This is a genomic window from Streptomyces sp. NPDC088097 (genome assembly GCF_044741845.1).
Lineage (GTDB): Bacteria > Actinomycetota > Actinomycetes > Streptomycetales > Streptomycetaceae > Streptomyces.
This window is the reverse complement of sequence record NZ_JBIUTJ010000019.1, coordinates 64,561-79,084: the sequence shown is the minus strand read 5'-3', so window position 1 is coordinate 79,084 and position 14,524 is coordinate 64,561. Positions and strand designations below refer to the sequence as shown.

The window sequence follows — 14,524 nt, the reverse complement described above, 5'->3', positions numbered from 1 at the left end:
GCGAGTCGGTTACCCGAGGGGTGACCGACCCGAGGACTGGACTGGAATCGTGGCCGAGTGACCCGAAGGCGACCGCCGAGGCCCGGAGCCCGCACCGCCGCCGAGCGGTGGTTCGCGCCGCGCGCGGGGGCGTGTGTAACAGGAATGTATGACCGGGTGGTTCGGGGGAACGAATGGCCGTCCCGGGTCCTCCTGATGGTCAGAAGCCCGGCACCCCCAACCGCCACCGAGGTGGAAACGATGCGTGTTCAGAAGCTGTCCTTCGCGGCCCTGGCCGTTGTCGCGGGTCTCTCACTCACGGCCTGTCAGAACGGCGCTGACGGCGCGGCGCAGAGCGGCCCGTCGTCCGCGGCCGGCACGCCATCCGTCTCGCCCCCGTCCGCCGCGCCGTCCGGCTCCTCCGCGTCCGCCACGGATGCCGGGACGGGCTCCGCCGGGGCTGGTTCCGGCGGGAAGGGTACGGCCGCCCGGACCGCCCCGTCGGAGAACGGCAAGGGCGACAAGTGCCGTACCGACGAGCTGACGATCACTGCCGCGGACCGCACCATCGACGGCGATCCCGAGGGCACCGTCGCGGTGACGTTGAAGAACCGCGGCGCCCGGGATTGTGCCGTCTCCGGGTTCGCGGGCGTGGACCTGAAGACCGGTGCGGGAACGCTGTCCGCCCAGCGCACGGCGGAGAAGGCCAATCCGGGCACCCTCAAGAAGGGGGACTCGGTGGCCTTCGGGATCACCTACCCGTTCAACACCTCGGGGGGCTCCGGTGTCCGCATCACGGGACTGGTGGTGACCCCGCCGGGTGAGACGAAGTCGGTGACTCTCGCCTGGCCGGGCGCCGCCACGTTGCCCGTCACGGACGGCTCCGGCTCTCCGGTGAAGGTCGGCCCGATCGGGAACTTCGGTCAGGGCGGCTGACCTCCGTGCCCGGGTCAGCCCACGAGGTCCGGCGCCCGCAGCACGGGCGACGGGATGCCCCATGCGTCGACGAGGTCGACCGCGAGGGGACGCACCTTGCCGCAGAGGTCGTTCACCTCGCGGCTGATCGCCTTGGAACGTTGAACGGTCAGCCGCCCGTGCTCCATGAACCAGGCCCGGTCCGCCTCGATCGTCGACAGGGCGAACAGGTCGCACAGGAGGGCGAGCGCCACCTTCTCGCCCCCCTCGGGCAGCGCGCGCACCTTGTCGACGAAGGCCTCCGTGACGAGCCGCTCGACGTGAGCGCGCGCGAGCGCGTTGACGTGGTCCTGCACCTGCGAGAAGACGGCGCCCGGACCGCGCTTCTGGTCGATCCCGCGTTTGATCCGCCGGGCCAGACCGGCGAGCATGTGCTCCTCGCGGAAGCGGACCATGGCGAGTTGGTACTCCGAGTCGAGCAGGCCGGCTTCCCGGTCCCACTCGTCACCGCCGGGCAGCAGGTCGCGTACGCGTTCGAGCAGTTTGTGGGCGGACGTCCGCTCGATGACCGTCTCGACGGCGAGGCCCGTGACGTGGCGGACCACGCCGATCTGGTCGAGGTCCTCGAACTCGCTCGCGTGGTCGGTGAGCAGCCCCTTGGCCACGAGCTGCAGCAGGACGTGGTTGTCACCCTCGAAGGTGGTGAAGACGTCGCTGTCGCTCTTGAGGGCGGCGAACCGGTTGACGGCGAGATAGCCCGCGCCGCCGCACGCCTCGCGACACTCCTGGACGACCCGGGTGGCGTGCCAGGTGCCGAGCGCCTTGATGCCCGCGGCCCGCGCTTCGAGCCGGCGCCGCGCCTGCGCGTCGTCCTCGATGCCGGAGAAGACCTCGTGCAGCTGCCCGCGCACGACGTCCTGCGCGAAGTGCAGGGCGTACGTGCGGGCGATGAGCGGCAGCAGACGGCGCTGGTGCAGGCCGTAGTCGAGGAGCACCTGCTCCTCGGTGTCCGGGGCCGCTTCGAACTGTCGGCGGCGCACGGCGTACTTCGTGGCGATCGTCAGGGCGACCTTGGCGACGTTGATCCCGGCGCCCGCGACGCTGACCCGGCCCTGCACCAGGGTGCCGAGCATCGTGAAGAAGCGCCGGTTGGGGTTGTCGATCGGGCTCTCGTAGACGCCCTCCGGGGTGACGTCGGCGAACCTGTTGAGCAGTGCCTCGCGCGGCACGCGCACACCGTCGAACCAGATGCGTCCGTTGTCCACACCGTTGAGCCCCATCTTGCGGCCGTCGTCCTCGATCCGGACGCCGGGCGCGGTCTCGCCGTCGACCCGGAGGGGGACGACGAAGGCGTGCACACCCCGGGACTGGCCGCCCACCTCCAACTGGGCGAACACGACGGCCAGTTCCGCGTGGCGAGCCGCGTTGCCGATGTAGTCCTTGCGGGCCTGGTCGTCGGGGGTGGTGATGACGAACTCGTCGCTCGCGGGGTCGTACCGCGCGACGGTGCCGAGCGCCTGGACATTGGAGCCGTGACCGGTCTCCGTCATCGCGAAGCAGCCCACGAGCTCCCCGGTGATCAGGTCCGGAAGGTGGGTGTCGTGGTGGCGCGCGGTGCCCAGATGGAGGATCGCGCCGCCGAAGAGGCCGAACTGCACGCCGACCTTCACCAGGACCGACAGATCGCCGAAGGCCAACGTCTCGAACGCGGCGATCGAGGCCCCCACGTCACCGCCCCCGCCGTACTCGACGGGGAAACCCATGCCGGTCTGCCCCGTCGCGGCCATGTCGACGACGATCTCACGCACCCGCTCGCGGAACGCGTCGAAGCCGAGCTCCTCGGCGTCTTCGAGGACGGAGGCGTGCGTCACCAGGTTGGTACGGACGAGGTCACGGATCCCGGCGTACCGGCCGTCGAGCACCTCGGTCAACGAGGAGACGTCGATCTCGGGCCGTGCGTAGCCGGTCGCGGGGGCGGAAGCGTTCTGGGGTGCCATGCCGCTCCGCTACCCAGGCCCGAGGCGATCAACCGGGACGCCGACCGCCGGCGCCCGCGCCGGTCTCAGGTGGGCAGGCGCCGCGCCGCGGCGAACGCCCCGTCGTGGTGGACCAGTGCGGTGGCCTCCTCCTGGAAGGAGCCGGTCTCGACCTCGCCCACGACGAGGAGGTGGTCACCGACCCGCTGGCGCAGGGTCACACGGGCGACGAGCCGGGCGGGGACGCCGTCCAGCAGCGGGAGGCCGTCGGCGTACGCGGTCCACGCGACGCCCGCGAAACGGTCGGTGCCGCTGCGGGCGAACTGTCCCGCCAAGGCGCTGTTGTGTGTGCCGAGGATGTGGACGGCGAACCGGTCGGCGCCGTGGACGGCGGGAGCGGTGGAGGCGCCGAGGCCCAGGTAGAAGGAGACCAGGGGCGGCTCCAGGGACACGGAGGTGAAGGACGTGGCGGTGAATCCGGCCGGCCCGGGGACGGTGATCACCGTGACGCCGGCCGCGTGGCGGCGCAGGGCACGGCGGAGCACTTCGTCGGCGGCGGGTGCGGTGGACGGCTGGGTGGCGGGGTCGATCGAGATGGTCATACCGGTTCCCTTCGGGGGATCGGACGGCGGATCGGGATGTGCGACGGTGCGGGCGGTCGGGCGGTCACCAGGCGCTCGACTCCACGACGACCGCCGGCACCAGCCCGCCGCGCAGGGCCTCCAGGAACGTGACGACCTCCGCCGCCACGGACCGGTGCTGCAGGTCGTTGAGGACGTCGTGGTGGGCGCCGCGGACCACAGCGAGCCGGGCGCGGGGGAGGGACTTCACGACCCGGGCCAGCTCCTCGCGGTCCGCGAGCGGGTCGGCGTCCCCGATGAGGAGCAGCGTCGGCACGGCCACGACGCCGTCGTGGACGGCGTCGAGCAGGGTGCCCGGAACCGGGTCGCCGAGCGACCCCCGGCGCACCTGGTCGTCGTTGCTCAGCACACCCCGGTGCGTGGGGCAGGAGGTGCGTACGTCGAGCTCGGCGTCCCAAGTGCCCTCGGAGCCGGAGCCGGAGCCGGAGCCGGAGCCGGAGCCGGCACCGGAGCCCGGGAGCCCCGCCAGGACGACCGCGTCCGGGCGCGGACCGGTGGTCGCCGTCGCCCCCTCGGCCCGCGCGAGGATCGCCGCGACCAGCGCGGCGCCGGAGTCGGCCCCCACCAGGACCAGCGGACGGGCGAGGCCGTCCGCCTCGGCGGCGCCCGCGACGGCTTCTTCGAGCCGGGCACCGAAGGCGTCCAGTGCGGCGGCCGGGTCGTCGGCGTCGGTCGGCGGGGCGTCGACGACCCGTACGCGATAGGCGTCGGAGGCGAGCCGCCGGCCGAAGCGGGCATAGGTCGCGCGGGTCTCTCCCCGACCGGGCACCACGAGGACCGTGCCGCGGGTGAGGAGGCCTTCGGGGGCGTGGTGGTCGGTGTACTCGTACGGGGTCATCTCATACTCCTGCCGCCGCGGTGTGCGGCGTGGTGGGGGACACGGGGCCGGGCGTGGCGCCGGTCGCGGGCTTCCAGCCCAGAGCCGGCGCCACCTGCGTCGCGATGAGTTCGAGGGCGCGCAGGGTCGCGTCGTGGTCGGGAACGGCCGGGTTGAACTGGGTGATCAGGTCCGTCGCCACGGGCAGGACCTTCTCCTGCCGCAGAGCGGTGACGATCTCGTCGGGGTGGCCGTGGAACGCGTGGAAGCGACGCAGCGCCTCCTCGGTGTCCAGCCCCTTGGGGAAGGCGCCGCTGTCGGCCATGCGCAGGGCCGCCCGGTGGACGTCGTCACCGATCAGGTCCAGCGCGGTGCGCCGGTCCCGCGCCGGGAACACGAAGCGGGACAGGCCGATCCGGGGGCGCCGGGCCCCCTCCCAGGCGGCGAGGTAGCCGTCCGCCCACGGGCGCTGTACCTCGTCGGTGGGCGCGTCGTAGCCGTAGGCGGCGCGGTTGAGCAGCAGGTTCGAACCGGCCGTCGCCGCGTGCCGGGCCCCCTCGTGGCTGAAGACCCCCTGCCAGATCCGGTCGGAGAAGTCGGCGGCGGGCGGCTGGATCCGGAAGCCCGGCGCACCGACCTCCGCGTTGGCCAGGGCCCGACGCAACACGCCGAGGTTCTCGCTGGTCAGCTCGCGCTTGCGGGCGACGTCCCGGCCGAAGGCGGCGTACTCCAACGCGCTGGACCCGCTGCCGACGCCGATCTCGACGCGGCCCCCACTGAGGACGTCCACGCTGGAGACGTCCTCGGCGAGGCGGACGGGATCCTCCAACGGGAGGACCGTGACGGCGGTGCCGAGCCGGATCCGCCGTGTCCTCGCGGCGGCGTGGGCGAGGAAGGTCCACGGCGAGGAGAGGCCGCCCCCGCCGAGCGGGTCGTGGTGTTGCGCCACCCAGCCCACGTCGAAGCCGAGTTCGTCCGCGGCGACGAAGAGTTCCTGCGCGTGCCGGTACGTCTGCCGCCGGTCCTCGCCGCGCCCTTGGACGTGGGTGAGGAACCCGAGCCGGAAGCGCGGTGTCCCGGCGGTCACGGCCGGCCGCCGTCCCGAGAGGGGGCCGTTCCGGCGGCGACGAGACCGGGCGCGCCGTCCTCGGCGGAGCCGTGACCCAGTACGTGGTCCAGGACGGCGCCCGCGCCTCCGTCCGGTAGCTCCGCTCCCCGCCAGGCGACGTGCTGGTCGGGGCGGACGAGCACGTGGGCGCTGCCGTACACGGCGCGGGCGCCGGGATCGGTCAGGTGGATCACGGTGAGGGGCAGGGACCGGGCCGCGGCCTGCGCGACGAAGGCGTCCTCCACGGCCCGGCCCTCCGTGAGGACGAGCAGGGCGAAGGAGTCGCCGACCCGGTCGTGGAGCGTGCTGCCGTACGGATCGACGGGGCCGTTCGGCGCACGGTGGCCCGGTCGCGGATCGTCCTCGTAGACGTCCGCGCGCCACCGGGGCTCCGAGTCGAGCTGGTCCGGCTCGTACCGGATCGCGGACGACGCGTCGTACCGCTCGTCGAAGGTGACGCCGACCGCGTCCACATGGTCCCGCCGCAGCCGTTCGCCGATCTCGACACGGCGAAGGGCGGCGTCGGGACCGTTTTCCGCGTCGTCGGGGACGCCGCCCCGCCGGATCTCCGCCAGCGCGGTCTGCGCACGCCGGGAGCGCTCCAGCGCGTGGTCGGCGACGCGCCGGTTGTGCGGACGGCGTTCCTCGTCGTAGGAGTCGAGGAGGGCGTCGGGAGCGTGGCCGGCCAGCACCGCCGCCAGCTTCCAGCCGAGGTTGACCACGTCCCCGAAGCCCTCGCCGAGGTTCCCGCCGGGCGTCCGCACATGGGCGGCGTCACCGGCGAGCAGGATCCGGCCGCGGCGGAAGGTCTCCGCGATCCGGGTGGCGTGGTGGAAGGTCGTGGCCGAGACGAGTTCGAGCGGCAGGTCGAATCCGAAGGCGGCCCGGGCCACCTTCAGCAACTCCTCCTCCGACGGCTCGTACGCGAGCGGGTACGGACCCGCGTACACCCGCCACTCACGGGTGCTCACGGCGGCGAGGAAGCCCGACGCCTCCTGGTTGACGACGATGTTGGTACCGCTGGGCGCCGCCCCGACCCGGGCGGAGATGTCTTCGGTGCGCACGATCAGACGCAGCCGCTTCTCCGTGGCGCGCTCCCCCTCGCGCCCGATGCCGGCCAGCCGACGGGTGGTGCTGGAGCCGCCGTCGGCGCCCAGGACGTACGTCGCGCGCAAGGTGCGCCGCTCGCCGGAGTCGACCTCGACGACCCGGGCGGAGACGGAGCCGGCGTCCTCGTGCAGGTCCCGCAGTTCCCAGCCGCCGGCCACGTTCACCCCCTGCTCCCGGAGGTGGTCGAGGAAGACCTGCTGGAGCACCGTCTGGGGGCGCCGGAGCGCCTCCTGCGAGCCGTACCGGGCGCCGCCGGGCCCTGTGAATGACGGGCGAGGCACCGGCACGAGTTCGTGACCGGCGAGCGAGGTCACGACTCTGATGCCCCGGTTCCACTCCGGGGGGTAGGTCCAGGCGGCACGGATGCGCTGGAGGAGACCCCAGCGGTGGAAGTGCTCCACCACGCGAGGGGTGTGCCCCATCGCGCCGGCCCGGACCAGAGTGGCGGTGCGGGCGCGGTCGACGACGGCCACCCGGACACCGCGGGCGGTCAGCTCGACGGCCGCGGAGAGTCCGACGGGCCCGGCCCCGACGATCAGCACGTCGACCGTCGAGGGCGGGGTGGCGCTCGGAAAGCGGACGGTGTGGACGTCGCGTCCGCCCGTTGCCGAATGCTCGGTCACGGCCCGCCCCTCAGCCGTTGTGGGACGGGCGGGCGTGGGTGTGGCGGTTGGCCGGGATCGGCAGCCCCAGGTTGCCCCGCAGCGTGTCCGCCTCGTACTCGGTGCGGAACAGGCCGCGCTTCTGCAGCAGCGGGACGACGCCGTCCACGAAGAGTTCGAGGTCGTCGCCGGTACGGAAGGCCAGGTTGATGCCGTCGAAGGTGCCGGCATCGAACCACTGCTCGATGGTGTCGGCCACGGTTTCCGGAGCGCCGACGAAGGGCGAACGGTGGAACTCGTTGACGGTCGACGCCACCTGGCGCAGCGTCAGGTGCTGCTCGCGGGCGCGCTCGATGAGCTTCGTGGCGCCCGTGCGGCCACCCTTCTCCGCGAGGTGCGCGACGTCGGGGAAGGGCGCGTCCAGGTCGTGCACGCTGAAGTCGTAGGCGCCGAAGGCCCGGCCGAGCAGGGCGAGGTTGCGGTCGAAGTCGTTGTCCTCCTCGTGTATCTCCCGCTCGCGTCGCCGGGCCGCCTCGTCGGTCGCGGCGACGACCGGGCTGCCGTGGATGAAGATCTTGATGTGCTCGGGGTCGCGGCCGTACGCCGCGGTGCGCGTCTTGATGTCGGCGTAGTACTCCTGCGCCTGCTGGAGGGAACCGCCCGGTGCGTAGATGCCCTCGGCCACCCGCGCGGCCAGGTCCCGGCCCTCCTCGGAGACCCCGGCCTGGAAGATCACCGGCTGGCCCTGCGGGGAGCGGGAGAGGTTGAGCGGTCCGGCCACGTCGAAGTGCTCGCCCCGGTGGTCGAGCGCGTGCAGCCTGCTGGGGTCCAGGAAGAGGTTCCGCTCCACGTCGGCCGGGAACGCGTCGTCCTCGTAGGAGTCCCACAGGCCCCGGGCGACCTGGACGAACTCCAGCGCGCGGCCGTAGCGGGTGGTGTAGTCGAGGTGCTCGTCGAGCCCGAAGTTCTTGGACGTACCGGTGTCGAAGCTGGTCACGACGTTCCAGCCGGCGCGCCCCGCGCTGATGTGGTCGAGGGACGCGAACCTGCGGGCGAGGTTGAACGGCGAGTTGTACGTCGAGCTGGCCGTGCCCACCAGGCCGATGTGCCGGGTGTGCGTGGCGACGGCCGACAGCAGGGTGAGCGGTTCGAGGCGGTTGAGGTAGTGCGCCGGGTAGGTCGAGTTGATGAACTGGCTGTCGACGACGAACAGGGCGTCGAAGAGGGCGTGCTCGGCCGCCTGGGCCTGCGCGATGTAGTAGTTGATGTCGATGCTGGCGTTCTTCGCGACGCGCGGGTCCTTCCACAGGCCGTGCTGGCCGGGGCCTCCGACGCCGTACGGGTGCAGTGCGAGGTGGATCGTGCGGGACATGTCGTTCCTGTCTGTGGGTGAGGCGGTGAGTCGGTGAGTTGGTGAGCCGGGTGGGATGGTGTGACCGTTTGGGACGGGCCGGTGGTTCAGACGTGCAGCAGGGCCCGCAGAGCCTCGCGTTCGGCTCCGTCGGCCGCCGCGCCGCGCAGGGTGGGGGCCGAGCCGATGAGCAGGCGCGTGTACGGGTGGCGGGGGTCGCGTACGAGGTCACGGGTCTCCCCGCTCTCGACGAGCTCGCCGCGGTAGAGCACGGCGACGCGGTCGGCGATGCCGGCCACGGAGCCGAGGTCGTGGGAGATGAACACGAGGGCCACCCCGGTGGCGCGCAGCTCCTTGAGGATCTCCAGGACCTGGACCCGGTTGGCGGAGTCCAGCGCGCTGACGGGTTCGTCGAGGATGACCAGCTTCGGGTCGGTGACCAGGGCCCGGGCCACAGAGACCCGCTGGCGCTGACCGCCCGACAGCTCTCCCGGCAACCGGCCGAGCAGGTCCTCGGAGAGGCGGACGCGGGGCAGGAACGAGCGGACCCGCCGGGCGGCCTCGCCGTGCGCGACGCCCTGGATGAGCAGCGGTTCGGCCAGGGACTCCTCGATGGTGAGGTCCGGGTCGAGGCTGCGCAACGGGTCCTGGAAGACGTACTGGACGACCCCGCGCCGGCGCAGGGCGCGCCACTGGCGGTGGTCGTACGCGCCGACCTCCTCGCCGGCGATGCGGATCGAGCCCGCCGAAGCGCGCACCAGTCCCAGGGCGGCGCGGGCGAGGGTGGACTTCCCCGAGCCCGTCTCGCCGATGACCCCGAGGGTCTCGCCCGGGGCGACGCTCAGCGACACCCCGTGCAGGGCGCGGTGGCGGCGCCGGCGGGAGCCGTAGTGCACCTCCAGGTCGGTGAGTTCCAGAACGGCGCCCGAGGACCGGGCGGTGGTGGCGGGGGCGCCGTGGGGCTCGGGGGAGCCGTGGGGTTCGGGAGAGCGGTCCGGCGCGGATCCGGTGGTCACGGTGTCTCCTGCGGTGCGAGGAACTTGTCGAGTCCGTACTGCTCGTGTTCGGCGATGAGCAGCCGGGTGTACTCGTGGCGCGGGTGGTGGAGCACCTCCCGCGTCGGGCCCTGCTCGACCACCTCGCCCCGGCGCATCACCAGCACCTCGTCACAGAGTTGGGCGACGACGGCCAGGTCGTGGGAGACGACCACGAGGGCCAGACCGGCGCGGGTGCGAAGGTCGGCGAGGAGGTCGAGGATCTCCGCCTGGACGGTAACGTCGAGGGCGGTCGTGGCCTCGTCGGCGATGAGGATCCGGGGCTCGGCGCTGATCGCCGCGGCGATCAGGACCCGCTGGAGCATGCCGCCGGACAACTCGTGGGCGTACTGGGTGTAGACCAGTTCCGGATCGCGCAGGTGGACCGCCCGCAGCAGCTCGACGGCCCGCCGGCGCGCCTCGCGCCGATTGAGCCCCTTCTTGACCCGGATGACCTCCGCGATCTGCGGTCCCACACGGATCGAGGGATTGAGGTAGGAGGCGGGGTCCTGGAAGACCGCGCTGATGGTGGTGCCGCGCAGGGAGGCCCACCGCGGGGGAGTCAGGGTGGCGATGTCGGTGCCGGTGATCTCGACGGAGCCGCCGGTGACCTCGAAGTGCGGCGGCAGGATGCCGAGCACGGCGCGGCAGGTGAGGGTCTTGCCGCTGCCCGACTCGCCGACGATGCCCACGGTCTTGCCCGGCGTGAGGTCGAAACTCACGCCGTGGACGATCTCGCGTTCGGTGACGTGGTCGCTGATGCGCACGTCGCGGACGGAGAGGACCACCTCTGCCGCCGCGTCGGCGGCGTCGGCCGGCTGGGCGGGATCGGCAGGGCGGGCCGGGTCGTGCGGCGCCGGCCGGTCGGGGAACTCGGCGTTCCGGACGGGGCCGGGCGCGGTGCGGGGGGAGAGGGTCGTCATCGCGTGCCTCCGGAGGGTACGGGGTCGGACTTCTCGGTCCGGTTGGCGCGGGCCCTGCGGCTGTTGATCAGGGCTTGGCCCGCCTCGCCGGAGACGTCGCGGATCGCGTCGGCCAGCAGGTTCGCGCCCCAGACGGTGACCATGATCAGCAGTGCGGGTGCGAGCGGCGCCCACGGCCGCCGGCTCAGGTAGCCCAGGTCGGAGGCGAGGAGGCCACCCCAGGTGGGCGCGGGCGGTTGGATGCCGATGCCGAGGAAGGTCAGGCTGGAGACGATGATGAAGCCGACGCCGATCGTCTGCGCGAACGCGACGGCGATCGGGGGGAGCACCTTCGCCCAGACGTGCCGGCGCACCACCCAGCCGATGGAGGCGCCGGCGATGAGCGCGGCCTCCACGTACGGGGAACGTGCCACGGCGAGGGTGGCGGCGCGGGCCACCCGGTAGAACAGCGGGGAGACCAGTGTCCCCGTGACGAGCATGGCCTGGGTGAGGCCGTTGCCGAGGAGGGCGATCACGGCGACGGCGAACAGCAGGAACGGCAGCGCGACGAGGGTGTCGGCCAGTCGGAGCGTGAGCCACTCGAAGCCCCGGCCCAGGTAGACGGACAGGATGCCGGGAACGGCGCCGACGGCCAGCGCCGTCAGCGCGACTTCCAGCGAACCCAGCACGCTGACGCGTGAGCCGTCCAGGAGGCGGCTCAACACGTCCCGGCCGAGGTGGTCCGTACCCAGCCAGTGGGCGCCCGAGGTGGCCCCGAGGAGTTGGTCGCTGGTGGCCAGCGGATCCACGGGGGCCAGGAGCGGGCCGAGGAGCGCCAGCAGGGCGATCAGGGTGAGGACGGCGACGGAGATCCGTCCGGACGTGAGCGCGAGAACGCGACGCACCATGGTCACACCCCCCGTTGGGAGGCCGGCGTCACGCGGGCCAGCACCAGGTTGACGATGAGGTTGAAGGTGACGACCAGGGCGATCGACACCACGAGCACGCCCTGTACGGCAGGGACGTCGCCGGCTTGGGCCGCGTCGTTGGCGAACCGGCCGAATCCCTGGAGCCCGAAGATCCACTCCGTGACGACGGACGCGCCGACCAGGGCGGGGAACTTGAGTCCGAGGGTGGCGAGCGCCGGTCCGATCCCGTTGCGCAGGACGTGTCCGAAGAAGATCCGGCGTGGGCTCAGGCCCCTTACCAGCGCGCCCGTCACGTAGTTCTCGCGGTAGGCCGCGACGAGGCTGCCGCGCAGTTGGCGTGCGACGTCGGCGACGACGTCGAAGCTCAGCGCGATCGCCGGGAGGGTGATGTGCGCGAGCCACGGCTCGAATCCCTGTTCGGCGGGGACGTACCCGGCGGAGGGAAACCAGTGGAGTCCGACCGCGAACACCGCGACCAGCACGATGCCGACGACGAAGGCCGGCATCACCGAGATCAAGGTGACGAAGCCCGTGATCGCCCGGTCGATCCACGTGGTGCGGCGCAGTGCGGCCACGGTGCCGAGGACGAAGCCGGCGGTGACCCCGATGAGCAGAGCGAACGTCGCGATGGACAGGCTCACACCCAGGCCGAGGCCGATGAGCGTGGAGATGTCGGCGCCGTTGCTCCAACTGGTGCCGAGCCGACCGTGCAGGACTCCGCTGAACCAGTCCCAGTACTGGACCAGGAAGGGATCGTCCAGGCCCCACTGGGCCTCCACCCGCGCGATCGCCTCGGGGGTGGCCTCTTCGCCCAGCTGGATCCGGGCCGGACTGAGGCCGCTGAGCGACCGCAGGGAGAACGTCACGAACGTCGCGACCAGGAAGACGGGCACGAAGATCGCGGTGGAGCGGGCGAGGGCGGCCAGGACGCGGCCGGCCGCGTGCCGCACGCCGGCCGCGGCGACCCCGCGGCCGCGGGCGGCGGCATGTGGCGCGATCGTGGTCACGAGGTCGCCTCCTTTCTGTCGTGGACGGGTGTCAGTTGCCGGAGATGGTGACGCCGGTCCAGTCGATGTGGGCCGGGTTCGCGGGCAGGCCGGAGATCGACTTGCTCTTGGCGATCAGGTTCGGCGAGGAGTACGTGAAGACGAGCGCCTTGCTCGCCAGACCGGCCCGGGTCGCCGACTGCAGGACCTTCGAGTAGTCGGGCGAGTCCAGCGGGGTCTGGCGGACCTTGGCGATGGCGGCCTCGAAGTCGGCCGGCTGGTAGGGCGAGCTGAGGTTGAGCGGGCCGTTGGGCCCGAAGTGGGCGGTGAGGGTCTGCGCCGCCGAGTCGCGGCCGGTGGTCCCGTACAGGGAGAACGTCAGGTCCTTGGCGAAGAAGGGGACGGACCAGTTCTTGTCGATCTTGATGGTCACGGTGATGCCGACCTTGGCCAGCTGCGACTGGACGATCTCTGCCTGGGGGTCCTCGGTGGGGACGACCAGGGTGAGCTTGATGTCCCCTGGTTTGTGGCCCGCCTCGGCCAAGAGCTTCTCCGCCTTCGCCGGGTCGTACGGGAAGGCCTTCTCGGACTCCGGGTCGTACGCCACGTACCCCTTGGGGAACGGCTGGTTGGTCACCGAGCCGTAGCCGAAGGTGAGCTTGTCGACGAACTCCTGACGGTTGATCGCGTGGCGGACCGCGTCGACCACCCTCTCGTCGTCGAACGGCGCCTTGTTGATGTTGAGGCTGATGTTCGAGGCGTTGAAGCCCGGCTGGACGAAGACGTCCAGGCCGGCCTTCTTGGCCGCGTCCGCCTGACTGGGCTTGATGTCGGCGAAGTTGTACACCCCGGTCTGGAGGCCGGCGACGACCGTGGAGGAGTCCGGCGCCGAGGTCAGCTCGACGTTGTCGATGTGAATGTTCTTCGCGTCCCAGTACGCGGGGTTCTTCTTCAGCACCGCCTTGGTGCCCGGCACCAGTTGGGTGATGGTGAACGGACCGGCGCCGACGGGGTTCTGGTCCAGCTTCTCCGGGGACGCGGCCGCCTTGGGGCTCGCGATCTGGAGCACCCGCTGACCGAGCAACTGAGGTATCTGATAGTCGACTTGGGTCAGGTGGACGACCGCGTCCAAGCCGTTGGCGTCCACCGAGGCGATGGAGGTCAGGTCGCCGAACAGTGCGGAGTTCTTCTGCTGCTTGGCCCGCTCGACGGCGGCCTTGACGGCCGTGGCGTCGAGGGGTTCGCCGTCCCCGAACTTCAGCCCGGGGCGCAGGTGGAAGGTGACCTGGTCCCCCTTGTCGTTGTAGTCCCAGCTCCGGGCGAGGTCGGGGACGGCCTTGCCGTTCTCGTCCGTACGGGTCAAGGAGGCGTACACCAGGGCGAGTTCGCGGAACTGGGCACCGCTTCCGGAGACGACCGGGTCCCAGTGGGACGGGAAGTAGGAGGAGGTCCACTTCAGCGTGGCGCTGCCGGTCCCGCCGCCTGCGGCCGTGGCGGCGTCGCCGCCGCAGGCGCTGAGGGCGGGGGTCAGCACGGCGACGAGCGCGGCGGAGAGCACCGCGAGGCGCGGCCGTCCGGAGCGCCGCACCGGCGGGGCGTCGAGTCTGGGGCGGCGGATCGTGAGTCGTGCGGACATCGCTGTATTCCTTGGAATCGGTCCCGGGCCGGCCGGGCAGGAAGGCGGAGGGGCGGGGCGGGAAAAGGCTCGTTGCCCACGCCCCGGTCGGCGCCGGGTACGCCGACGGGCAGGGGGAGGGGCGAGGGGAAGGGCAGGCGGAAGTGCGGGGGTCGACGGCTTGGGGCCGTGCGAGGCCCACCGCCCCGCACCGCCGGCGCGGGGCGTCGGCGGGGCTGTGCGGGGCGGGCCGTCAACGGGCCGGGAGGGCGAAGGCGGAGGAGGGTGCGGCGGGGCCCGGAAGGGGGCGGGCTCAGGCGGAGCGGATGCGGCTCTACAGGAGGGCGGACGGCCGGAACGGCCGGCAGTGGTCCGTTACCTGTGGGCCGGGGAGGGCGGGGCGGTCAGCGACAGAGAGCGCTGGACGTGCGCCGCAGGTCCACGTAGCGGCACACCACACCGGGGTGCGTCGTAAGCATGGGGCACATCCTGGGGGCAGGGGTCGACGGCTGTCAATGGACACCAATTGGTGTCTCATTGGCCGGGACGCGTTCCACCG

General features: G+C 72.3%; 12 protein-coding genes. 1 reads left to right on the top strand and 11 read right to left on the bottom strand.

The genetic code is table 11. The annotated features are described in order from the left end of the window. Positions 1 to 240: 240 nt before the first annotated feature. Positions 241 to 915 carry a DUF4232 domain-containing protein gene (locus ACIOD1_RS32230; RefSeq protein WP_401906359.1) on the top strand — a complete coding sequence of 225 codons (675 nt, stop codon included), beginning with the start codon at positions 241 to 243 and terminating at the stop codon, positions 913 to 915. A 14-nt stretch (positions 916 to 929) separates the two neighbouring features. On the opposite strand, the gene ACIOD1_RS32225 is transcribed toward ACIOD1_RS32230, so the two are convergent. From ACIOD1_RS32225 to ACIOD1_RS32175, 11 genes are all read right to left on the bottom strand, one after another. Continuing rightward, a complete protein-coding gene (locus tag ACIOD1_RS32225) occupies positions 930 to 2,891 on the bottom strand; it encodes an acyl-CoA dehydrogenase (protein ID WP_401906357.1) in 1,962 nt (653 codons plus the stop codon). A 65-nt stretch (positions 2,892 to 2,956) separates the two neighbouring features. After that, positions 2,957 to 3,472: a flavin reductase family protein gene (locus ACIOD1_RS32220; RefSeq protein ID WP_365628055.1), complete on the bottom strand. Its 516-nt coding sequence runs from the start codon at positions 3,470 to 3,472 to the stop codon at positions 2,957 to 2,959. A gap of 64 nt (positions 3,473 to 3,536) precedes the next feature. Beyond that, positions 3,537 to 4,349 carry an alpha/beta hydrolase gene (locus ACIOD1_RS32215; protein ID WP_401906354.1) on the bottom strand — a complete coding sequence of 271 codons (813 nt, stop codon included), beginning with the start codon at positions 4,347 to 4,349 and terminating at the stop codon, positions 3,537 to 3,539. Position 4,350: 1 nt separating this feature from the next. Beyond that, the gene (locus ACIOD1_RS32210; protein WP_365628049.1) at positions 4,351 to 5,415 is read right to left on the bottom strand and encodes an LLM class flavin-dependent oxidoreductase; all 1,065 of its coding nucleotides are present in this window, start codon (positions 5,413 to 5,415) and stop codon (positions 4,351 to 4,353) included. Beyond that, positions 5,412 to 7,169 carry an FAD-dependent oxidoreductase gene (locus ACIOD1_RS32205; RefSeq protein WP_401906351.1) on the bottom strand — a complete coding sequence of 586 codons (1,758 nt, stop codon included), beginning with the start codon at positions 7,167 to 7,169 and terminating at the stop codon, positions 5,412 to 5,414. Before ACIOD1_RS32205 ends, ACIOD1_RS32210 begins: the two co-directional genes overlap by 4 nt. A 10-nt stretch (positions 7,170 to 7,179) precedes the next feature. After that, complete coding sequence (locus ACIOD1_RS32200; protein ID WP_401906348.1) at positions 7,180 to 8,520, bottom strand: NtaA/DmoA family FMN-dependent monooxygenase; 1,341 nt, start codon at positions 8,518 to 8,520, stop codon at positions 7,180 to 7,182. Positions 8,521 to 8,606: 86 nt separating this feature from the next. Next, on the bottom strand, positions 8,607 to 9,416 hold the full coding sequence (locus tag ACIOD1_RS32195) for an ABC transporter ATP-binding protein (RefSeq protein ID WP_401906430.1): 810 nt from the start codon (positions 9,414 to 9,416) through the stop codon (positions 8,607 to 8,609). A gap of 95 nt (positions 9,417 to 9,511) precedes the next feature. Continuing rightward, positions 9,512 to 10,456 (bottom strand): ABC transporter ATP-binding protein, encoded by a 945-nt coding sequence (locus tag ACIOD1_RS32190; protein ID WP_401906345.1) that lies wholly within the window; start codon positions 10,454 to 10,456, stop codon positions 9,512 to 9,514. Beyond that, the gene (locus tag ACIOD1_RS32185) at positions 10,453 to 11,343 is read right to left on the bottom strand and encodes an ABC transporter permease (protein ID WP_365628037.1); all 891 of its coding nucleotides are present in this window, start codon (positions 11,341 to 11,343) and stop codon (positions 10,453 to 10,455) included. Before ACIOD1_RS32185 ends, ACIOD1_RS32190 begins: the two co-directional genes overlap by 4 nt. 2 nt (positions 11,344 to 11,345) lie before the next feature. After that, entirely contained in the window at positions 11,346 to 12,371 is a 1,026-nt protein-coding gene (locus ACIOD1_RS32180) for an ABC transporter permease (RefSeq protein WP_401906342.1), read from the bottom strand. Between the two features lie 31 nt (positions 12,372 to 12,402). Continuing rightward, positions 12,403 to 13,986, bottom strand: a complete 1,584-nt coding sequence (locus ACIOD1_RS32175; RefSeq protein ID WP_401906340.1) for an ABC transporter substrate-binding protein — start codon at positions 13,984 to 13,986, stop codon at positions 12,403 to 12,405. Between the last annotated feature and the right edge of the window lie 538 nt (positions 13,987 to 14,524).

What these genes read in the sequence shown, in the direction of transcription:
- ACIOD1_RS32230 (WP_401906359.1), top strand. Translation starts at nt 241, where the DNA reads ATGCGTGTTCAGAAGCTGTCCTTCGCGGCCCTGGCCGTTGTCGCGGGT.
- ACIOD1_RS32225 (WP_401906357.1), bottom strand. Translation starts at nt 2,891, where the DNA reads ATGGCACCCCAGAACGCTTCCGCCCCCGCGACCGGCTACGCACGGCCC.
- ACIOD1_RS32220 (WP_365628055.1), bottom strand. Translation starts at nt 3,472, where the DNA reads ATGACCATCTCGATCGACCCCGCCACCCAGCCGTCCACCGCACCCGCC.
- ACIOD1_RS32215 (WP_401906354.1), bottom strand. Translation starts at nt 4,349, where the DNA reads ATGACCCCGTACGAGTACACCGACCACCACGCCCCCGAAGGCCTCCTC.
- ACIOD1_RS32200 (WP_401906348.1), bottom strand. Translation starts at nt 8,520, where the DNA reads ATGTCCCGCACGATCCACCTCGCACTGCACCCGTACGGCGTCGGAGGC.
- ACIOD1_RS32190 (WP_401906345.1), bottom strand. Translation starts at nt 10,456, where the DNA reads ATGACGACCCTCTCCCCCCGCACCGCGCCCGGCCCCGTCCGGAACGCC.
- ACIOD1_RS32185 (WP_365628037.1), bottom strand. Translation starts at nt 11,343, where the DNA reads ATGGTGCGTCGCGTTCTCGCGCTCACGTCCGGACGGATCTCCGTCGCC.
- ACIOD1_RS32175 (WP_401906340.1), bottom strand. Translation starts at nt 13,986, where the DNA reads ATGTCCGCACGACTCACGATCCGCCGCCCCAGACTCGACGCCCCGCCG.